Annotated in this window: 17 protein-coding genes, 1 tRNA gene and 3 pseudogenes; 13 read left to right on the top strand and 8 right to left on the bottom strand. The window is 57.8% G+C overall.

The genetic code is table 11. The annotated features are described in order from the left end of the window. Positions 1–32 precede the first annotated feature (32 nt). The 3 genes from AB4O11_RS22060 (at position 33) to AB4O11_RS22070 (ending at position 2,513) form a co-directional block, all read left to right on the top strand. On the top strand, positions 33–992 hold the full coding sequence (locus AB4O11_RS22060) for a LysR family transcriptional regulator (protein ID WP_460128532.1): 960 nt from the start codon (positions 33–35) through the stop codon (positions 990–992). A 206-nt stretch (positions 993–1,198) separates the two neighbouring features. Further along, a complete protein-coding gene (locus AB4O11_RS22065) occupies positions 1,199–1,861 on the top strand; it encodes an EF-hand domain-containing protein (protein ID WP_150734407.1) in 663 nt (220 codons plus the stop codon). 37 nt (positions 1,862–1,898) lie between these two features. Beyond that, a complete protein-coding gene (locus AB4O11_RS22070) occupies positions 1,899–2,513 on the top strand; it encodes a glutathione S-transferase family protein (protein ID WP_460128534.1) in 615 nt (204 codons plus the stop codon). Between the two features lie 108 nt (positions 2,514–2,621). Here the strand turns inward: AB4O11_RS22070 and AB4O11_RS22075 are convergent, their stop codons facing one another. Both AB4O11_RS22075 and AB4O11_RS22080 read right to left on the bottom strand, forming a co-directional pair. Continuing rightward, the gene (locus tag AB4O11_RS22075; protein ID WP_460128536.1) at positions 2,622–3,671 is read right to left on the bottom strand and encodes an SDR family oxidoreductase; all 1,050 of its coding nucleotides are present in this window, start codon (positions 3,669–3,671) and stop codon (positions 2,622–2,624) included. A 494-nt stretch (positions 3,672–4,165) separates the two neighbouring features. Continuing rightward, positions 4,166–4,253: transfer RNA gene (locus tag AB4O11_RS22080), tRNA-Ser, on the bottom strand. A 122-nt stretch (positions 4,254–4,375) separates the two neighbouring features. On the opposite strand from AB4O11_RS22080, the gene AB4O11_RS22085 reads away from it, so the two are divergent. Together AB4O11_RS22085 and AB4O11_RS22090 are read left to right on the top strand one after the other, a co-directional pair. After that, positions 4,376–5,047 carry a Bax inhibitor-1/YccA family protein gene (locus AB4O11_RS22085; RefSeq protein ID WP_008081508.1) on the top strand — a complete coding sequence of 224 codons (672 nt, stop codon included), beginning with the start codon at positions 4,376–4,378 and terminating at the stop codon, positions 5,045–5,047. Between the two features lie 403 nt (positions 5,048–5,450). Then, positions 5,451–6,806: a hypothetical protein gene (locus AB4O11_RS22090; protein WP_093433079.1), complete on the top strand. Its 1,356-nt coding sequence runs from the start codon at positions 5,451–5,453 to the stop codon at positions 6,804–6,806. A 43-nt stretch (positions 6,807–6,849) separates the two neighbouring features. Here the strand turns inward: AB4O11_RS22090 and AB4O11_RS22095 are convergent, their stop codons facing one another. Together AB4O11_RS22095 and AB4O11_RS22100 are read right to left on the bottom strand one after the other, a co-directional pair. Beyond that, positions 6,850–7,167 carry a YceK/YidQ family lipoprotein gene (locus tag AB4O11_RS22095; protein ID WP_093433076.1) on the bottom strand — a complete coding sequence of 106 codons (318 nt, stop codon included), beginning with the start codon at positions 7,165–7,167 and terminating at the stop codon, positions 6,850–6,852. A 57-nt stretch (positions 7,168–7,224) separates the two neighbouring features. Continuing rightward, entirely contained in the window at positions 7,225–7,662 is a 438-nt protein-coding gene (locus tag AB4O11_RS22100; protein WP_093433074.1) for an Lrp/AsnC family transcriptional regulator, read from the bottom strand. A 136-nt stretch (positions 7,663–7,798) separates the two neighbouring features. Here AB4O11_RS22100 and AB4O11_RS22105 point away from each other — a divergent pair, with 136 nt between their 5' ends. After that, positions 7,799–8,692, top strand: coding sequence for a DMT family transporter (locus tag AB4O11_RS22105; RefSeq protein ID WP_460128539.1), 894 nt, complete (start codon positions 7,799–7,801; stop codon positions 8,690–8,692). A gap of 3 nt (positions 8,693–8,695) precedes the next feature. On the opposite strand, the gene AB4O11_RS22110 is transcribed toward AB4O11_RS22105, so the two are convergent. From AB4O11_RS22110 to AB4O11_RS22125, 4 genes and pseudogenes are all read right to left on the bottom strand, one after another. Continuing rightward, the gene (locus tag AB4O11_RS22110; protein ID WP_460090765.1) at positions 8,696–9,736 is read right to left on the bottom strand and encodes an FUSC family protein; all 1,041 of its coding nucleotides are present in this window, start codon (positions 9,734–9,736) and stop codon (positions 8,696–8,698) included. Positions 9,737–9,808: 72 nt separating this feature from the next. Beyond that, positions 9,809–10,756, bottom strand: a pseudogene (locus AB4O11_RS22115) (HlyD family secretion protein); the annotation flags it as partial. Between the two features lie 5 nt (positions 10,757–10,761). After that, entirely contained in the window at positions 10,762–11,112 is a 351-nt protein-coding gene (locus AB4O11_RS22120; protein WP_095050691.1) for a DUF3302 domain-containing protein, read from the bottom strand. 130 nt (positions 11,113–11,242) lie between these two features. Beyond that, entirely contained in the window at positions 11,243–12,868 is a 1,626-nt protein-coding gene (locus tag AB4O11_RS22125; RefSeq protein ID WP_460128541.1) for an NADP-dependent glyceraldehyde-3-phosphate dehydrogenase, read from the bottom strand. Positions 12,869–13,109: 241 nt separating this feature from the next. Here AB4O11_RS22125 and AB4O11_RS22130 point away from each other — a divergent pair, with 241 nt between their 5' ends. The 7 genes and pseudogenes from AB4O11_RS22130 to AB4O11_RS22160 all read left to right on the top strand — a co-directional run bounded on the left by AB4O11_RS22130 (position 13,110) and on the right by AB4O11_RS22160 (position 21,214). After that, a complete protein-coding gene (locus AB4O11_RS22130) occupies positions 13,110–13,466 on the top strand; it encodes a c-type cytochrome (protein ID WP_460128543.1) in 357 nt (118 codons plus the stop codon). A gap of 10 nt (positions 13,467–13,476) precedes the next feature. Further along, positions 13,477–14,862, top strand: a pseudogene (locus tag AB4O11_RS22135) (D-arabinono-1,4-lactone oxidase); the annotation flags it as partial. Between the two features lie 84 nt (positions 14,863–14,946). Then, on the top strand, positions 14,947–16,155 hold the full coding sequence (locus tag AB4O11_RS22140) for a DSD1 family PLP-dependent enzyme (protein ID WP_286079831.1): 1,209 nt from the start codon (positions 14,947–14,949) through the stop codon (positions 16,153–16,155). A gap of 159 nt (positions 16,156–16,314) precedes the next feature. Continuing rightward, on the top strand, positions 16,315–16,746 hold the full coding sequence (locus AB4O11_RS22145; protein ID WP_320336883.1) for a hypothetical protein: 432 nt from the start codon (positions 16,315–16,317) through the stop codon (positions 16,744–16,746). Between the two features lie 389 nt (positions 16,747–17,135). Then, entirely contained in the window at positions 17,136–17,747 is a 612-nt protein-coding gene (locus AB4O11_RS22150) for a transposase (RefSeq protein WP_093433056.1), read from the top strand. A 56-nt stretch (positions 17,748–17,803) separates the two neighbouring features. Next, a pseudogene (locus AB4O11_RS22155) lies at positions 17,804–19,403 on the top strand (ShlB/FhaC/HecB family hemolysin secretion/activation protein). A 14-nt stretch (positions 19,404–19,417) separates the two neighbouring features. After that, positions 19,418–21,214, top strand: a complete 1,797-nt coding sequence (locus AB4O11_RS22160; RefSeq protein WP_460090768.1) for a DUF2341 domain-containing protein — start codon at positions 19,418–19,420, stop codon at positions 21,212–21,214. Positions 21,215–21,218 lie beyond the last annotated feature (4 nt).

Genomic DNA, 21,218 nt, shown 5'->3' on the forward strand with positions numbered 1-21,218 from the left:
ACCACGCTGTGCATCACAGCGCGGCGCAGAGCGTGTTGAAGAATGGTGCGGTATTCGCAAAATGGAGACTATCGGCTGATTATGAATATCACCTATCCGAGATAAAAATGAGTGATCGTTTCCAAGAGTTAAAGGTGTTCGTGAGAGCGGCTGAGACAGCGAGCTTTTCGGCAGCAGCCCGGGAGCTTGGATTATCTCAGCCCTCCATCTCTCGAATAATTTCTGAACTCGAATCAAGATTAAATACGCGGCTATTGCTGCGTAGTACCCGTCGAATTGTACCAACGGAGGCCGGACAGGTTTTTTTGCAAAAAGCACGGCAAATTCTGTTTGATTTGGAGGAGGCCGACCACGTCGCGATGGGGATGGACAGCTTGAAAGGTGTACTGCGAGTGGCGCTGCCCTCCATCCTGGCGGGAAGGATCGTCATCCCCCAGTTGCCGAGATTTTTGGCAATTCATCCTGAGCTGAAACTGGAGCTTCTGACGTTGGACAGAATGCATGATTTAGTAGCTGAAGGCGCTGATATGGCGATCCGTTTTGGTGAATTGGAAGACTCGTCATTTGGTTTCAAGCGGCTAGCAATTGAGCACAGGTTGCTGGTTGCCTCGCCATCGTTTTTGGATGCCGTGGGCACTCCTCAGCATCCATCGGATCTGGTGAAATTTCACTGCATTGCAGGGCCTGGCGGGTCAGCAAGTCCGGGCTGGAATTTCAGCCGTGATGGCGTATCGACGGTGGTGAAGATGTCACCGCGTATCCGTGTCGCTTCGGCAGAGGCTGCCTTGGCCAGCGCATGTTCGGGGCTAGGATTGACCATTGCGTCTGCTTGGATATGTGAAGCTGAGTTGGACTCTGGGCAACTGATTTCTGTGTTGCCGGACTGGTCGCTGGATTCAATTGAGGTCAACGCCGTTTACCCTGCCGGACGGGTACCTTCGCAAAAAGTACGGCTTTTCACGGAGTTTCTTTCAGAGGTGCTGTCGCTTTGAGTGGCAACAAGCTGGGTTGAGCTGTAAAGCTTGTAGGCCTTACTGGATGCTGCTCTATTCAATCGCGTGAATCCGATATTCCGCTCCCCAAAAAGAAAAAAACTTTGCTGATTTTTTCATTGAGCTGTTAGATTCTCTTTAATGATAGCGATCGCTATCAATGTTGTTGGTAGTCCAACGTAAGCTCAATGGTGGGGCCTTCCAGCATGTCAGTATCAAGCGTCAGCAATGCAGCCGGTACATACTCTCAACAAGCCTTGTTTACTTCCAGGCCGACACCCCAGACAACCGATGTAACTACAAATACTGACCGTCCAGCCGACGTCGTCAACGAACCATCTCCATCCACTGTAGTGACTCTTAGCGAGGCGGCGAAGAATCCTGCCTCACAGGTTGATGCAGAGAAATTTCCGGGGCTTGCCGCTTACGCCCGAGGTGAGAAAAACATCACTCTTACCGTTGAGGAAGGGAATGAGGGCGTGCGTCTCGGCATCATCAAAGTTGGAGTAGACAAAAGCTCCATGCCGCTTAGCGAGGCTTGGGCGCCACAGCTTTTCGTTCAAGCAGGCGGCGGCAAGGATCTCGATCGCAGCCGTTTCGTGAAGCAGCTAAATCGCGCTGGAGTCAGCGACGCCAACGCCCAAATCATGTTCAAGACCTTCGACAAGTCTGGTGATGGCAGCCTATCGCTTGATGAGTACTACGCCGGTATCAAGTCGGGCGGCAGCCAGAACACCGAACTGTTTCAGAGGCTCATCGACACCTACACACGCAATGCGGATGGCAGTGTAAACGACACCGCTACCAACCAGTTCCTGGCTCAGGGTTTGGCCGTCGCCACCGCGTTCTGGTCACGCCATAACGATTGATTCACTGCTTGGACTCTGAACTCCATAAGAGTGTCTTATGAACAATTTGATAGAGCTGTATGGCGCAAACACAGGAAACAGTTTTCGGGCTGCAATTGCGTTGGAAGAAGCGGGTATTGCCTACGCTGCCAGAAAAGTGGATCTGTGGGCACATGAACAGCGCGACGTACCCTACAAGGCTCTCAATCCTGCCGGTAAAGTTCCTACTCTGGTCGACCATTCGGAGACGCCAGTGCTGATCATCAATCAGTCGAACGCGATCATCCAATACGCCGATGCCAAAGTTCCGGGTCAGCTCGCGCCAATTTGGCCCGGCCCAGAAACTGTCAGAGTTTTTGATCGCTACTTCTTTTTCGTGACTGACGTTATCGCTCCTAGCCACGCCGCATTCTTCCTACGTCAGGCGGGATTGGACGATGCCGCCGCAGTAATGAGCGAGCGCGTCATCGAGCAGCTCATTTTTGCAGAGGGTTTTCTGACGGAGGAATTTATGGCCGGAAATCGTTTCTCTATGGCAGATATTTCTGCATTTACGATCGCTTCATCTGTTCGCGACCGTTTGGACTGGAAAAGCCATCCTCGACTGGCAGATTGGTTTCACGCCATCGAAGCAAGGCCCGCCGTCCAGCGGGGTTTGAACGCTTTCCAATAAGCAGGGAGAGCAAGTGTTGCTGGCGAGGTAAGGTTAATCGCCAAGATCTCAACGTCTTGGCGTAGTTGTGTGGGAGATTTTTTAACGTCAGTGTGGATGCCAAACACATCACGGCAAAAAGCGTTTTGCTCGCAAGCTAGCGATCATTTCGACCAACGCGACTTCGGTGTGCATAGGCTCCGTGAAACCAGCACGGCGAATCTTGCCCATGTCCGAAAGCAGGTCCTGTTGGAAGTTGAATACAAAGTCTCCAAACCCCCAGTTCACTAACTGTGCATATGGTATGGGTTGCAAGTCGTGTTTCTCTGCGAGGTGCTGCCAAACATCTGCCTGATCAGCCATGTGCGTGCTCATCGACATCGGTTGTGGCTCATCGATCGGCAGGTCAAGGGCTTCACCCAGCTTCTTCCACAGGTGATTCCAGCGGAACGGTTCACCGACTAAGTTAAAGGCTTCATTGCGCGCACTATCGGCAGTTGCGGCCCATAGGCTTGCGCGTCCAAGCCAGCGGGCATCTGTTAATTGAGCGTAAATGCCACGATAAGTGTGTGGCGAACCGGGGAATTTGAGTGGCACGCCAGCTTCGCGGCACAGTGCCGCGTAAGCACCGATTACCATGGCGATATTGAAAGGATTGCCAGCGATGTCGCCCAATACGGCATCCGGCCGCAGAATTGACCATTCCAACTCGCCGGCGAGCTGGCGTTCACGCAGGACGTCTTCCTGGGCGAAATACAAATTCGCCGCCAGATGCCGAGAAGCATCTTCGTAAAATGGCGTAGGAACCGGCCCGCCCAAGTGGCCGCCGTATACTTTCGCGCCCTGGTACAGCACGACTCGCTGAACGCTGGCTCCAGCGGCTTTCAGGCCGTCGAGGACGTTGCGCAACATGGCGGCATTGGTCTGTGCCTCAATGAGAGCATTGCCATTGGGCTGGTAAGCCGCGAAAAAAACGTGGGTGATATCGCTGACATCCCCCAGTGCGGCCTTGGTAGCTGCTGCATCTGTGAGGTCGCACTCGATGGAATCGACATCCGGGTTCAGACTGCGACGCAGGGCGCGGACACTCCATTGGGGATCTGCCACCAAAGTCTCGACCACCGCATTACCGATGATGCCGCTGGCTCCAACGACCAAGGCATGAAGACGAATGCTCATGCTCGGCCCTCCTTGGTCGTGTAGATACACGCACGGAGGGCTGCAATCTGAGCGCTTGAAAGGTTGTTGCCATAGCTGAACGAAAGCACCATGAAAATTCCTGACCTGATAAGAACGCCGTCACGCGACGAGCAGCTATGCTGCGTCATTCATCATTCCTTCGGTATCCACTAACCGTGAACATCAGATATCCGAAACTCAAATGAGTAGTGGTTTTGAGGAAGTGACACGGCTGATCAGTCGTGCCATTTCGTGGCTTTCAGAGCACATTATTGACTAACCGCTATTGGCCAAAAGCAGCCTACTGCTCAATTAAAAACTCGTCTGTCGCATTAAATCTGGCAACTGAAATTGACGGGATGAGGGCGGACTGGAAAGAAGGGTTGCGGAAATTGCTGAAAAGATGCGGAAACGATCCACAAAAAGAGGAGCAAAATTTCTGAATGCCAGAAACGACAAAGCCCTGAATAATCAGGGCTTTGTCGTACATAAGATGGCGGAGGCGATGGGATTCGAACTCATGGACCTGTTACAGTCGACGGTTTTCAAGACCGTTGCCTTAAACCACTCGGCCACACCTCCGTTGCGTTGCGGGCGCCATAATACCTGAATGAAACACACTGTCAAACTCTCTGCATGGCTTGTTACAGAGCGTCTGTTATGATCTTTGCGACTGAACGTTTCAAACCAACAGGAGTGTCGCCATGCGCGAACAGGATTACGCAGTTAATAACAGCGTGCAGGCTGAGCAGCTAGAGGTTAGCCGCGTCCTGCGCAACACTTACGGCCTACTGGCTCTGACCCTCGCATTCAGCGGCGTCATGGCTTTCGTTGCCCAGCAGATGCGCGTTGGCTACCCGAACATTTTCGTGGTGCTGATCGGCTTCTACGGGCTGTTCTTCCTCACCAACAAACTCCGTGACTCCGCTTGGGGCCTGGTGTCCGCTTTTGCGCTGACCGGTTTCATGGGTTTCCTGCTCGGCCCGATCCTCAACCGTTACCTGGGCATGCAGGGCGGCGCTGAAGTGGTCAGCTCGGCGTTTGCGATGACTGCGCTGGTGTTTGGTGGTCTGTCGGCCTACGTGCTGATCACCCGCAAGGACATGAGCTTCCTCGGCGGTTTCATCACCGCTGGTTTCTTCGTGTTGCTGGGTGCAACGCTGGCGAGCTTCTTCTTCCAGATCAGCGGCCTGCAACTGGCGATCAGCGCAGGTTTCGTGCTGTTCTCGTCGGTGTGCATCCTGTTCCAGACCAGCGCCATCATCCACGGCGGCGAGCGCAACTACATCATGGCGACCATCAGCCTGTATGTATCGATCTACAACCTGTTCATCAGCTTGTTGCAGATCTTCGGCATCATGAGCCGCGACGACTGATCATTAGTCGTTTCAACAAAAAAACCCGCTTCGGCGGGTTTTTTGTTGCTCGCCGAAAAGCGTAGTGGCCTTTTACGTACAAAATGATCTGAAAATAGTGGCGTCTTTTTGGAAATCACCTACACCTAATTACCAAGGAAGAGCAGTAGCCTGATCGACAGGAGTCGGTAACCAGCACCCCTCGTGTAATCCTGCGTCCCTCGCATTCACTTCCCTTGCTGTTGATCGCCAGGCCTTTCGGTCGAGAGCGACTGTATTCGTTCGTCCAGTGAAAACCGGGAGGTGAACCACGCCAAATGCCATGCACCGTGACCGTATCCCGGCGAACGACCGGGGTCCTGATACCAGAAAAATAATGGAGGCCCTGCCACTGCAGGCGTTGTCCCAATCAAGGAGATCATCGATGAACCAGCCCCAAGGAAAACTGGCTGTACTGGCCGTCACCACCGCGCTGTTCAGCGCGTCAACCCTCGCCGGCGTCTATCCTGACTTCGGCTATCAACCACCTTCCAGCCAATACTCTGGTCCACTGTTCGAGTTGAGCCAGAGTTACCCGGCCACAGCGCCGAAAGTACCGCTCCCCGGTTTTTTCAAGAATCTACCGACCAAGCCAGATAACAATTTTGAGACTTGGCGTGCGTACATGGAGGAAGTCAAAACCTATTGCCTCGAAGGCAACGTCGAGGCTGATTGGTACGTGCAGAACAATAAAAAACGTCAGTGGTATCACATGCCGTGGCAGCACTACGGCCCGCTGGGACGCGAAGGGATTCACGGCCTGACCAAAGAGGCGCAGATCCAGGTCAAGCAACTCGCCCCCACGCAGACTGCCACCGGCCAGACTTACGCGGTGGGCATCTATAACGACATCGGCGCCTATACCATCGGAGAGGTCTGGAAAGACCCGAACAACCCTGATCCGAAATACACATCGGCACCCAACAGCTTCCCCGACGGCACCGTAGTCTGCAAAGCCCTGTTCGCCGATATTGATCGCAGCACCGTGCCGTTCCTGGTGAACCCGGTGTTATGGAAGGGCTACGTCACCGAGACGTTCACCTCGGCCAATCGCAAGATCAAGGATGTCGCCTTGATCCAGATGGACATCGCCGTGCGCGATAAGCGCATGAGCGCCACCGGCTGGATCTTCGGCACCTTTCAGTACAACGGCGCGAAAACCGGCAAGCCTGGCTGGGACAACCTCGTCCCGGTAGGGATCATGTGGGGCAACGATCCGGAAGAAATCGGCAACGACTTCACCAACCCGCAACCGACGCAGACCAAGATCAACCCCGCGTTGCAACAGACCGCGATCAACGCCAAGACCCAAGAGTTGCCACCCACCCATCTGGGCTGGAATGGTCGCCTCAATGGTCCGGTGGACAACCCCAACAGTTCCTGCCTGAGCTGCCATGCGACCGCCGAAACGCCGCAAGTGGCGATCATGAATCCAACGTTCCAGGCCAATGCGCCGAAGCCGGGTTCGCCTGAATGGATGAAGTGGTTCCAGAACATTCCGGCCGGCCATGCTTTCACGCCGGGCACTCAAAGCACTGACTACAGCCTGCAGTTGTCCGGCGGTCTGGTGAATTACTTCGAGTGGAAATGCGACATGAGCGGCATCTACGCCGACGGCAAGAACGCGTGCAGCAAAGCGTCGGACATGAAACTGAAAATGCTCAATTCCACCAACAACGCCACGCCGAAGCCATTGCAGAAAGTCATTCGTGACCCGAGCCTGCAGCAACTGCTGGAGTAAGCAGCGCAAAGCCTGCGCACGTTTCGGCGTGCGCAGGCTTTTTTCAGTTGATCAGGATGCTGCCATCAGTCTGCTGTTTGTAAATGGTGTAAGGCAACAACAACGTGTCGAGCACCCCGGACGCCACAGCATCAATCGCCCAGCCGGGCAGGGCGGCGTTGTACTTGTTACCTTGGTCTATCGGCGCATGCAGACTGCAGAAGTCATACATTACGCCGCTGTAGATTCTCGGCACCGCTCCGCAATAGGATTTGTTCGATCTCAAATCGTCCACGGCGACCTGATCGTCGCGCATGACCGTTTGCACTGTCCCGCAACCACTCAACACTAATGCACTCAGCATCATTGCCTGAACTTTCATACCGCCAATCCTTCGCCGGAAAAACCTCAATTTACGCCGAACATGCGGAAAAAGCTCTTAGGCCATCGGCGGCAATCGACGCTTGACCGGGGTTTTCTTGACGATTGCGGTGTTGGTTTCGGCCAAGGTATTGAGGCGGTCGAGCAGGGTGTCGAGCTGTTCCATCGAGCGCACATGCAGGCGAGCGATGAAGCAGTCCTCGCCGGTGACCTTGTCGCACTCGGTGAACTCGGGAATCGCCAGAATCTGCCGCTCGACTTCCTGCAGTTGTCCCGGCAGCGGCCGAACCCGGACGATTGCCTGCAACTGATAGCCAAAAAACTTCGGATCGATCTCCACGGTGTAGCCCCTGAGCACACCGCGTTCCTCCAGTCGGCGCAAGCGTTCGGCCACACTCGGCGACGACAAGCCGCTGATCTGCGCCAGCGCCTTGAGCGAACGCCGCGAATCCTCCATCAATGCGCCGATGAGGATCTGATCAATGTCATCAGTCATAAAAACTCCAGTATTAGGTGAATGATGAAAACCACCCACGATAAAGAAGGCAGATTACGAGTTTAGCCTGCTTTTTGCTCTGGAGCGCCGCCGGGACGCCTTGGCATACTTTGTTCAATTGTTGAGGAGATTGATGATGGACAAGACCCTGCGGCGCGGCTCATTCGAAATGACTGCCGCCATGTTGATTTCCGGGACTATCGGCTGGTTTGTGCTGGTCTCCGGGCAACCGGTGCTGGACGTGGTGTTCTGGCGCTGCGTGTTCGGCGCCGGCACCTTGTTGTTGATCTGCGCGGTATTCGGCTTCCTGCGCCCGGGCATTCTGACCCGAACCACCTTCCTGCTTGCAGTGCTCAGCGGGATGGCGATTGTCGGTAACTGGGTGTTGTTGTTTGCCTCCTATTCAAGGGCTTCGATTGCCATCGGCACGGCGGTGTACAACGTGCAGCCGTTCATGCTGGTCGGTTTGGCGGCGCTGTTTCTCGGCGAGAAAATCACCCTGCAAAAGCTGTTCTGGCTGGCGATTTCGTTCATGGGCATGTTGGCGATTGTCAGTGCCCATGGAACCCAGAGTGAAAGCGGCAATGACTATCTGATGGGCATTGCGCTGGCCTTGGGTGCGGCGTTTCTCTATGCGATTGCCGCGTTGATCATCAAGCGCCTGACCGGCACGCCACCGCATCTGATCGCGCTGATTCAGGTCTGCACCGGGGTTCTGTTGCTGGCGCCTTTTGCGCACTTCAGCGCATTGCCGCAAGCACCGAGTGCCTGGGCCAGCCTGGTCACATTGGGCATCGTCCACACCGGTCTGATGTATGTGCTGCTGTACGGCGCGATCCAGAAATTGCCGACCGCATTGACCGGTGCACTGTCGTTCATCTACCCGATAGCGGCGATCTTCGTCGACTGGTTCGCGTTCGGCCATCGTCTGGAAATCCTGCAATGGCTCGGCGTGGCGGCGATTCTGCTGGCCGCCGCCGGTATGCAACAAGGCTGGGGCCTGAAGTCCCGGCGGCTGGCTGCGCAGTAACCCTCAGATGTTCCAGTGCGGTGCGCTTTTCGCTAGGCGCTGGCGCATCTCGCCGATGTTCGCTGCCAGTTGCCGGGTCAACAGTCGATAGCCATCCAGCGTGCTGTAAACCGGCGCATCGAGGTTGGCTTCCGGCAACTCGAGCGGCTTGTCCAGGCGTTGCGAAGCGCCGGTTTTCAACGCCCGGGCCATGCCGATCAGTTGCACGCGAATCTGCCGGTGCTCGGCCTTCAGCGCTGATTGCAGATGCGCCATGACTTCTGGGTCGTTGGCATCCGGTCGCGTGTTGCCAAGGATCTCCAGCGTGCTGATGCACATGCGCAGGTTGCGCTGGATGGCATCAAGTTCGGTCATGGAAATCTTCACTTCCTTGGACACCGACGGCATCAGCGAGCGCAATTGCACCATCACCGCGCCGAGTCGCCCCATCAGCTTCAAATGCTCATCGGCGCTGACCGGCTGGCCGCCGATGATTCGCCCAAACACCGTGGCGCAATCGCGCAGGGCATCGGCAAGGTTGTAGCGCCACGAATACACCGCGTAGAGCGGCAGGGCGAAAGAGAAGGCCAGCGCCAGCGCAATACCAATCAAGATATCGACCCCGCGCCATAAGCCGTCGGTGATCGGGTTGTCGCCATGCCCGGCGACAATGAACACGGTGATCGCTGAGAGCAGGGCGGTATAACCCCCCTTGCCAATCGCGTGATAAGAGAAGAACCCACAGACCACCGCCATCGCAAAATACGTCAGCCACGGCATGCCGAGCCACGCCTGCTGCGCCACCAGCAGTAAACCGACGCCGGCGCCGATCAAGGTGCCGGTGGCGCGTTCGGCGGCTTTTTTGCCGATGTTGCCGTGGTGCTGTAAACCGCCGATGACCACCAGCATGGTCACCGAGGCCCATTCGCCGTGGGGCAGATTGATGCCGGTGGTCAGCAGGATCGTCGCCAGCAAGCCGAGGGCAACGCGCACCGCATGGATCAGCCGCGCGTGCCGGTAACGTCGATAAGGATCAAGCAACGGACGCAGGACACGGCGCAGCAAGGGCGGAAGTCGATGGGTGCTGTAAGTACTCAGTGCGGGCCTCTCGTGATTGGGCTTCAGGTCAATGGAAAGGAAAATGTAATTCATCCATGCTGCCATACGCAGGAGGATTTTGCGCATCGTGCCAATGTGATGGAAGTGTTGACTGTACAACGCGGCCTGCCCGTAAGCACCGCCCGGCATCAGCTTGCTGTACTGGGCGAAGGCCGGATCGGTGATTTCGATGATCACTGGCACACGCCCGGCCGGCGGTGAACCGGTATAGCCGATCAGGGTGCCGGAAGGTTGTACCTGACCTTCGGCAATCACCCCGATGACGTTTTTCACCCGGCCAGCGAACACCTTGCCGGGAATGCCATCGAACGCGACTTCTGCTTCATCGCCGACGGTCAGGCGCAGCAGGCTGTTCTGGCGCATCCACGCGGCAAAGTATTGGCCCTCTTCTGGAATGAACACCATCGATGGACGCAGCGGCAACTTGCTCGCCATCATTCCCGGCCGTAGCGAAACATGGGTGACGAAGCCTTTGCTTGGCGCGCGAACGGTGGTGTTGTCCAGCTCGAACTGGGCGTTGTCGAGCTGCGCTTGCAGGTCGTCGGTGCGGGCGATGGCGGCGTCCAGTTCACGCTGGGTACCGAAATTGCGCCGGATCAATTCGGTGATGCGGTAGCGATCGCCTTTGGCTGCGATCAATTGCGCCTTGAGGGATTTCACCCGGTTGGCAAACGGCGTGGGGTCGATGCGAAACAGCACGTCGCCTTTTTCCAGCGGCTCGTTAACCTTCACCGGCACGTCGATCACCTGGCCGCTGACGATGGGGATGACCGGCACGGAAACGAAGTAAGTGCGCGCCACCTCAGAGTAGGGATGGTTGTAGTTCATGGTGAAAATCAAGGCGCCGATCATCAGGATGCCGCCCAGTACAGCGGTGGGCACCGTCCATTTGTTCAGCGGGATACGGAAGATCTTGAACACTGCGACGCAAATCGCGGCGTAAGTCAGGATAAGGAGCAGATCCATGGTGTTCAGCCCTCCCGGTTGTTGGGAGCAGTGGCATTCAGCGCTTCGAGTCGTTCGAGGCGTCCTTGCAGTTCGACCACCTGTTGCTCCAGGCGAACGACATGGTTTTGCACGGATTTACCGTCACCGAAGCCCCAGCCGCGATCTTCTCGATAGGCCATCGCCCAGATCCACAGGAAGGGCCAGAGCGCATGCAGGGTGAACAGACTGACCCAGCCAGTGGCATGGATCGCATCCTGATGCGGGTGGTTACGATGAACGGCAATCTCATAGGGGATGTCGTGCAACACGATGATCCCGTAAAACAGTACGAGCCCGGCAAACACCAAAACCCCTAGCGCAAAGTAATCCAGCATGGTCAAGCTCCCGGCATCCAGCACAGTGCTGGCATCAGTGTAGCCACTGATTTGCCGGGCGCTTGGCGACTTTGGATCAGAAGCGGTTGCCGTCGCCTTTTTGCTTATTCACGATCCGCGTGACAGTTGATCAGAAGATGTAATCGGTGGTCAGGAAGCTCGAATCACGGCCGCGAATGATCTCGCTGATCAGGTCCTTGTTGCTGTCCTGGAACTTGGTCGCCACCAGCGTACGGATCGAGAACACCCGTAATGCATCGTGTACCGAGAGCGTACCTTCCGCCGAGTTCTTGCGACCATTGAACGGGTAAGTGTCCGGGCCGCGCTGGCACTGCGCGTTGAGGTTGATCCGCCCGACCTGGTTGGCAAAGGTGTCAACCAGACGGCCGACCGCCACCGGGTTGGTGCCAAAGATGCTCAACTGCTGACCGAAATCCGACTCCAGCACGTAATCGATCACGGTATCGAGGTGACGGTACGGCACGATCGGCACCACCGGGCCGAACTGCTCTTCCTGATAGACGCGCATCTGCGGATTTACCGGGTAGAGCACCGCCGGGTAGAAGAACGATTCGCGGGATTCGCCACCATTGGGGTTGACCACTTCGGCGCCCTTGCTGCGCGCATCCGCCACTAGCCCGTGCAGATAATCGACCTTGCCCGACTCCGGCAGCGGCGTCAGCGACACGCCGCTGTCCCATGGCATGCCCGGTTTCAGCGTGGCCAGTTTGGCGTTGAATTTTTCGATGAAGCTATCGACCACATCCTCGTGCACGAAGAGGATTTTCAGCGCGGTGCAGCGCTGACCGTTGAACGACAGTGAACCGGTGACCGCTTCGCTGACGGCGTTGTCGAGATCGACTTCCGGCAAGACGATGCCGGGGTTCTTCGCATCCAGACCCAGCGCGGCGCGCAAACGGTGAGGTTTGGGGTGGAGTTTCTTCAGGTCGCTGGCGGCTTTGTTGGTGCCGATGAAGGCGAAGATGTCGATCTTGCCGCTGGCCATCAGCGCGCTGACGGTTTCGCGGCCACTGCCGTAAATCACGTTGATCACGCCGGTGGGAAAGCTGTCGCGGAACGCTTCCAGCAGCGGACGGATCAGCAGCACGCCGAGCTTGGCCGGTTTGAACACCACGGTGTTGCCCATGATCAGCGCCGGAATCAGCGTGGTGAAGGTTTCGTTCAGCGGATAGTTGTAAGGGCCCATGCACAGGGCGACGCCGAGCGGTACGCGGCGGATCTGCCCGAGGGTGTCCTGTTCCAGCTCGAAACGGCTGGAACGGCGGTCGAGTTCCTTGAGCGCATTGATGGTGTCGACGATGTAGTCGCAGGTGCGGTCGAACTCTTTTTCCGAGTCCTTGAGGTTCTTGCCGATTTCCCACATCAGCAACTTGACCACGGCATCGCGCTGTTGGCGCATGCGGCCGAGGAAGGCTTCGACGTGCTGGATGCGTTCGGCCACGCGCATGGTCGGCCACAGGCCCCGGCCCCGGTCGTAGGCACGCACAGCGGCGTCGAGGGCAGTGAGCGCGGTGTCGGCGTCGAGCAGTGGCGTGCTGCCGAGGATGACTTGTTCGTCGCCGTTAGCGCCCTTGAGATAAACCGGGCTGCGCACCGTGGCGAGCGGGCCGTCCCAGCGGCGCAACTGGCCGTCGACCAGGTATTCGCGTTGCTCGACCTGAGCGTCGAGGCGATATTTTTCCGGGATGTCGCTGACAGAAGGGAACAGGTTGCCAAGGATGTTTGCTGTGGTCATGTCGCTACCCCGTGTTGATGTCCGTATGCAGATCAAAAAGCCTTCACAGGTTATACGCCTGAATGCGCCGGAATTTAAACCCGCAAATGTCACCCGAATGTCACGCAAAGGCGCACAGCAGAGCGGACATCCACATCGGGGGGAGAGCTGGCCCCGTTTGCCCCCCTCGCTGTCCCGCAATGCCCTCAACCCGTTGCAGCCGCTGCCGTAAGGTGTGAGCACAACAATAAGCGAGGCCGTTATGCGGGCAATCCGACTCACCTTACTGCTGGCGTTGGCCATGGCGCTGCCTGGTTGCGGCGAAGACTCCAAACCCCCGGCCAGCGTCAATAGCAACGCCACACCCAAAGACCCGGCACTGGCGCAGATCTACGCCAACAGCTGCCAACTCTGCCACGCCAATCCCGCCGCCAATGCACCACTCACCGGCGACCGCAAAGCCTGGGAACCGCGCATCCAGCAAGGCACCGACACGCTGCTCGATCACGCCATCAACGGCTATAACGGCATGCCGCCGATGGGCCAGTGCGTCGAGTGTTCGGAAGAACAATTCCTGCAATTGATCGGCTTCATGGCCGACCAGGCGCTCCCACAATAAGGTGCCCGGCATGACGATGGATCTGACACGGCGTCAGTTGTTGCAACGGGCAAGTATCGTTGGCGCGTTCAGTGCGCTGGCGACGAACCCGGCATTGGGCCAGTTGCTGCGGGCGCCACGCTTGATTCCGTGGCGCAACTGGTCGGGCGGGCAGAGTTGTTTGCCAGCGGCGCGCTTGGCGCCGAAGAATCTCGATGAGCTGGTGGCCGTGATCCAGCAGGCACAAGGCAAGATCCGCCCGGTTGGCTCGGCGCACTCGTTCAGCGCGCTGGTGCCCACCGACGGCACGCTGTTGTCGCTGAGCTATTTCAGCGGACTGCTCGATCACGATGCGAAAACCCTGCAAGCCGAATTCGCCGCCGGCACCCCCATGTCGCGCATGGGCCAGCCACTGAAAGACATCGGCCAGGCCCTGCAGAACATGGCCGATATCGATTACCAGACCCTCGCCGGGGCCGTTTCGACCTCCACCCATGGCACTGGCAAAAACTTCCAGTCCTACTCGGCCCACGTCTGCGGACTGCAATTGGTTACGGCCAATGGCGAGGTACTCGACTGCGACAGCCAACGCCACCCCGAAGTATTCAACGCCGCCCGCGTCTCCCTCGGTGCGCTCGGTGTCGCTACTAAAATCCGTCTGCAAAACCGCCCGGCATACCGCCTGCGCGAACGCCAGTGGATCGCCAAGACCGAAGAGCTGCTCGAAGACCTCGACAACAACACTCGTGAAAACCAGCACTGGGAAATGCTCGTCGTCACGCATTCCGACTACGCCCTGTCCATCGCGCTCAACGAAACCGACGACCCGGCGACGCCGCCGATCAGCCCGGAAGAAGAGGGCGGCAACGAGTTCGTCACCCTGATCGAGAAGATCGACAAATACGCCAGCGACTTTCCCGACCTGCGCCGCACGCTGCTCAACAGCCTGCGCCATCTGGCCAGTTTCGATGACCGCGTCGGCGACTCCTTCGACATCTACGCCAATGTGCGCACGGTGCGGTTCAACGAAATGGAGTATTCAGTGCCGGCCGAACATGGCCCTGCTTGCCTGCGTGAGATTCTCAAGCTGATTCAGGACAAGGATCTGCGCACCTGGTTTCCCATTGAGTACCGATACGTCAAGGCCGACGACATTCCGCTGAGCATGTTCGAGGGCCGCGACAGCTGTTCGATCTCGGTACACCAGCATTACCAGATGGATCATCACAACTTTTTCGCCGTGGTCGAGCCGATCTTCTGGAAGTACAACGGACGGCCGCACTGGGGCAAATTGCACACGCTCAACGCGAAGAACCTGCAGCCGCTGTATCCGCGCTGGCGCGAGTTTGTCGACGTGCGTCAGGCGCTTGATCCGAGTGGACGGTTTCTCAATGCGCATCTGTCGTCGATTCTGGGGGGTGAGCTGATGGCGGTCAATCGACGCAATTTTCTGCTCGGCACGTTGGGTGTCGGTGCTTTGTTGGTCGGCGTTGGCGCGTGGCTGCGGCCGGGCGATCGCGGCGCGCCGTACAGCGAATACTTCCGGGCGCTGAACAAGGAGTTGAAGGAAAAGGGGCCTATGCGCCCGGTGCTGCTGATCGATCTGGATCGCCTCGATCACAACATCGATGTGGTGATGCAATCGGTCAAGCGCGGCGGCAAACACCTGCGGCTGGTGGAGAAGTCGCTGCCAGCACCGGGACTTTTGAGCTACATCGCACAGCGTGCCGGAACGCAGAGGCTGATGTCGTTTCATCAGCCGTTTCTCAATCACGATGCGCAGGTTTTTCCACAGTCCGACATCCTGCTCGGCAAGCCATTGCCGGTGCGTTCGGCAGAGCTGTTCTACCAAACCCACAAAGGTCCGTTCGATCCCGCAAAGCAACTGCAATGGCTACTCGACGGGCCGGAGCGTTTGCAGCAATACCTTGCGCTGGCGCAGGGTTTGGGCACACGGATGCGCATCAACATCGAACTGGACGTCGGTCTGCATCGTGGCGGGGTCAGTGATGTGAATGTCCTTGGGCAGATGCTCACGCTGATCAGCGCTAACCCCCAGCATCTGGAGTTCGCCGGGTTCATGGGTTATGACCCGTTCGTAGGCATGGGCGTGCCGGGGATTCTCGGTTCACCGGAAGAATTGTTCGCCAAGGTCATGGTGATTTATCAGCACTGCGTCGATTTCACCCGACAGCAGTTCCCGGGGTTGTGGCTCGACGGGTTGTGCCTGAACACTGCTGGCAGTCCGAGTTATCGCATTCACGAAAACGAGAAACTGAGTACCGAGGTTTCCGTGGGCACGGCGATGCTCAAACCGACGCACTACGATTTGCCTTCGCTGACCGAGCATGTGCCCGCGACTTACATCGCCACGCCAGTCTTGAAAAGCACAGGCGCGGTGAATATTCCGGCACTGGATGACAGGTCGAAGCTGTTGTCGTGGTGGGATCAGAATCAGCGCCAGACCTATTTCATCTACGGCGGTAACTGGATGGCCGAGTTCGAATCGCCAGCCGGTTTGCAGAGTAATGGGGTGTACGGCCGCAGCTCGAATCAGGAAATGGTCAATGGCTCGAATGCCGTGGGATTGGTTGTGGAAGATCAAGTCTTCCTGCGTCCGACGCAGACTGAAGCAGTGCTGTTGCAGTTTGGGGATTTGTTAGCCGTGCGGGGTGGAAAGATCGTTGAAGTGTGGCCAGTTTACGCCTGATCCCAATTTTTTTGAGTTTGTCTACTGTCAAGTCTGACAGTAGACATCTTTTCCGCGATGGATGTACTTATGGTAGGTGACACAGTCTATGCAGCATGCATTGAAAGTTCAGGCTGTGCCGCTCTTTCAATAGACAAATAGCCTATCAGGATGACAAAAATGAAGACGGACACTGAAGTGGTCGTAGCCAATGCAATTGGCCTGTTTGAAGTGGAAACCGACCAGCGCGGAAGCATGCGGGCAGATATTGTTACCCTTGACGACACAACCTACGGTTTCAGCGTATTTGGACGTCAGGGTGTGGGCGGAAATATGGAGCCAAAAAAACAATTGCTATTAACGTTTCCCAAAAGAGAGTCGTTTCTAATATATGACGCGAAGGATCTGTTGGATGTGAAGTATATCGACTACAGCGATTCGTACCATTACGAATATGGTGTTGAGTCTGGTTCATTTGCTGTCTCGTATACAGAGTCACCCAAGACAGCCACTGGGTTGTTCAGTATGGATATGAAGTTGAAAGGCTCTCCGGTTCCACCAGGACCGGAGAGGCTGAAAGTAAAAGGATTCTTTCATTTGAAGAACGACTAGCCATACTTGAATGGGGGACTGAATTACCGTGTGGCGCCTGCGCGATATTTCGTTAAGTCACCTATTCGATATGTGCTGGCCCCTGACTCGAGTCCATCCCGGGTCGACTTAAAGCCAAATACAAATAAAACGGTAAACCTGTGGGAGCGAGCTTGCTCGCGAAGGCGTCCTGTCAGTCACCTTCTAATTGACTGGCACACCGCTTTCGCGAGCAAGCTCGCTCCCACAGGGTTTTGTGTTGTCTGTTAAATCCCTATCAATCCTGTAATGAAGCTTTTATGACAAAAGTTCGGTAGCACATCGCCAGTCCGGTCATGCCTATGTAACGCGCTTGAGGGGCCCAATGGGGCGCTTTTCACAAGCCGAGGCGGGACGCCGGGAGTGAGGCAATGGGGACTATGGAACGCTACTCGAAAGTGGGCATGCAGGAACTCGATCAACGCCTGTCGAAGATCGTCGAAGCCGCGCGCAAGAAGCCGGTTTCGGTGTATCGCTACGGCGCGCCGTGGGTCTGGATCGTCTCGCAGGATGACTGGCAGGGCGCCTTGAAAGAGGTCTCCAGCTACATTCCGCCGGGCCATTCGCTGGTGTTGCTGCGCCCGCAGATCGACGACTTGTTCGACGCCCACCGCGAACTCCTGCACGACCTCAATGCCGAGCCGGGCATGTTGATACCCGCGCAAACGGTGATGCACATCCTGCTTCTGCAGCTGCTGTATTCGGTGCCCAGCGAACAGCAACTGTATGAACAGCTCAATTACAACCTGCTGTTCCGCTGGTTCGTTGGCCTGGGCCTGAACCAGAAAGTCTGGAGCTTCAACGCCCTCAGTCGCGACATCGCCACGTTGCTCAACGAGCCGCGCGCGGTGCTGCTCATTCAAAAAATCATCGGCGAAGTGTTCTGCGGCGCCTTGCTGCAAATGCCCGAGTTCTCGTTGAACTTCGCGCTTTTGCACACGTGGCTGGGCAAACACGCCTGCGCCTCGACAGCCAGCAATTGACGCCATACACGCGGCGTTCGAAACGCCAACAGGTCATCGCGAATTCAGGGGGTAGTGTGGAACCGATTTTCAAGTCACGGCTGGCGCTGTGGGGCTGGCTGCTGGTGACGGCGGGCGCGCAGCCGGCATTGGCCGAGGAGGCCGCCAACAACGCGGCGGCGCAGCGTCTGGTCGACGTCAACGAATACTTCGTGCGCGGCAACACCGTGCTCGATGCACGCGCGATTGAAGAGGCGGTGTACCCGTTTCTCGGCCCGCAAAAAGCCCTCACGGATATCGAAGGTGCTCGGGACGCCTTGCAGAAGGCCTATCAGCAACGCGGCTATCAATCGGTGTTCGTCGAGCTGCCCGAGCAAGCCGTCGCCGACGGTATCGTCTACCTGCAAGTCAGCGAAACCAAGGTCGGCCGGGTGCGAGTGGTCGGCGCCAAACACTATTCGCCGTTGGACATTCGCGACGACGTCCCGGCGCTGAAAGAAGGCGAGGTGCCGGATTTCGCCAAGGTCCGAGGGCGAACTGGCGCAACTCAACAAAACCCCGGGCCGGCAAGTCATGCCGCTGGTGCGCGAAGGTCAGCGCCCGGGCACCATGGACGTCGATCTGCAGGTCGAAGACCAGAACCCGTGGACCGCCAGCGTCGGCCTCAACAACGACTACAGCGCCGACACCGAAAAGCTGCGCACCGTCACCAGCCTCGGCTACAACAATCTCTGGCAACTCGGCCACAGCATCAACCTGACTTACTTCACCGCGCCGCAGGACACTGACAACGCCAAGGTCTGGTCGGGTTCGTATACCGCGCCGCTGACGGATCGCTGGAGCGTGCAGTTCTCCGGTTACCAGTCCGATAGCAACGTCGCCACCATCGGCGGCAGCAACGTGTTGGGCAAGGGCCATTCCTATGGCGTCTCGGCGATTTACACGTTGCCATCGAGCGGCAACTGGTCGAACTCGCTGTCGGCCGGCATCGACTTCAAGGACTTCGACGAACGCCTGACCCTGTCCGGTGAGAGCGACAAAGTCCCGCTGCAATACGCACCGTTCACCTTCGCCTACAACGGCTATCGCTACAGCGAAAAAAGCCAGCTCGGCCTGGGTCTGAGTCTGGTTGCCGCGACCCGCAGCATTTTCGGCTACGGCAGTTCCGACGAAGATTTCGACTACAAGCGCTACCGCGCCAAGCCGAGTTTCGCTGTGCTCAAGGGCGACACGAATTACACCTGGACCTTCGACAGCGACTGGCAGAGCGCAAGCAAAGCCGCTTTCCAGTTGGCCTCGGGGCCACTGGTTTCCAACGAACAATTCTCCGCCGGCGGCGCGACCTCGGTGCGTGGCTATCTGGCTGCCGAACGCACCGGCGATGACGGCTTGCTGCTCAGCCAGGAAGTGCGCACGCCGTCGCTGGCCAAGTACGCCGGCACATGGATGCAGGACTGGCGTTTCTATGCCTTCGCCGAAGGCGCGCAACTGTATCTGCGCGACGAACTGCCGGACCAGGACGCCAATTACGCCCTGGCCAGCGTCGGCCTCGGCACCCGCGCCAGCCTGAGCAAATGGCTGTCCGGCAGCCTCGACTGGGGCTACCCGCTACTCGAAGGGCCGAACACCTCGAAGCAGGAATCGCGCCTGCACTTCAACCTTCAAGCCACTTTCTGACAAGGAGCACGTTCATGCAGCGCCTCTTCCTTTCGTTGTTGATCTGCCTGGGCTTCGTGCTCCCGGCCACGGCTCAGGCCTGGTGGCAGGACGACTGGCACTACCGTAAACAGATCGCCGTCGACACCACGCCACAAGGCGCGGCGATCAATCAGGCTCTTGGCCGCACTGCGCTGCTGGTGCGCCTGCACACCGGCAACTTCACCTTCGATGGGGTGAAAGAGGACGGCGCGGACCTGCGCTTTGTCGCCGCCGATGACAAGACCGTGCTCAACCACCAGATCGAAAGTTTTGATGCGCTGATGGGCATGGCGCTGATCTGGGTCGATGTGCCGAATGTCGAGGGCGCTCAGCGCCAGGACATCTGGATGTATTACGGCAATCAGAAGGCGCCGGCCACCGGCAACGGCCAACTGACCTTCGACCCTAATTACACCGCGCTCTATCACTTTGACGGCGCCACTGGCACCCCGGCCAAAGACACCACCGCCTACGGTAATACCGCACAAAGCGCGACCGGCGCGGCGATTGACGGCGTAGTCGGGCGCGCCTTGCAGTTCAGCGGTCAGCCGCTGTTGCTGCCGGCCAGTCCATCGCTGCAGCACAACGCTGGCAGTGCGTTCACCTTCAGTGCCTGGCTGCGTCTGGATCAGGCCAATGGCGAGCAACTGATTCTCGCCCGTCGCGAAGGCGCCAACAGCTTGCTGATCGGTGCGAACCAAGGCGTGCCGTTTGTGGAGATCGATGGCCAACGCGCCGTCGCCACACAAGCGCTGAATCCGGGCCAATGGCAGCACGTTGCGCTGACTGCTGAAGGTTCCAAAGTGACCCTGTTCATCAATGGCCGCGAAGCCGCCACGCTCGCCCAGGCGATGCCGGCCTTCAACTCGGTCATGGCCATCGGCGCTGACGTGCACGAAGGTCCTTTTCAGCCGTTCGTGGGCGCTATCGATGAATTGCGCCTGTCGAAAGTGTCACGTCCGGCAGCACTGCTGCTGGCCGATGCCACCTCGCAAGGCGCCGAGTCGAAACTGGTCGCTTACGGTGTCGACGAAGAACAGTCCGGTTTCGGTTTCGGCAGCCTCGGCTTCCTGCTCAACGCCGTGCCAATCGATGCCTGGGTGATCATCGCCGTGCTGGTGCTGATGATGTTCCAGTCGTGGATCATCATGCTGCGCAAGAACCGCAGCCTCAGCCGTGTCACTGCCGCCAACGAAGACTTCCGCGTGCAGTTCGCCAAGGTCGGCACGCGTCTGGAGATGTTCGCCGACGACGCGCAACTCGCCCAGCGTTTGCAGCATTCGTCGCTGTGGCGCCTGTATCTGGTAGCGGTGAAAGAGATCCGCACCCGTCGCGAGCAGGGCGCCGATACCTCGTCGGTGTCAGCGGCCACCATCGAAGCGATCCGCTGCTCCATGGACGGCGTACGTACCCGGGAAAACCAGCAACTGAGTTCGAAACTCTCGACCCTGTCCAACGCCATCGCCGGCGGCCCATACATCGGCCTGCTCGGCACGGTGTTGGGGATCATGGTGGTGTTCCTCGGCACCGCGATGGCCGGCGACGTCAACATCAACGCCATCGCTCCCGGTATGGCTGCTGCTTTGCTCGCCACGGCAATGGGCCTGTTCGTCGCGATCCCGGCGTTGTTTGGCTACAACCGCCTGATCACCCGCAACAAGGAAGTCAGCGCCGACATGCGCGTGTTCGTCGACGAGTTCATCACCCGTCTGGCGGAGATGCACGGCGAGAGCCAGTTCAGTGAAGCGTCGCATCGCGGCCATCACGCCAACCACTCCGTACCGGCCTGAGGAG

Source organism: Pseudomonas sp. H1_D05, assembly GCF_054682705.1.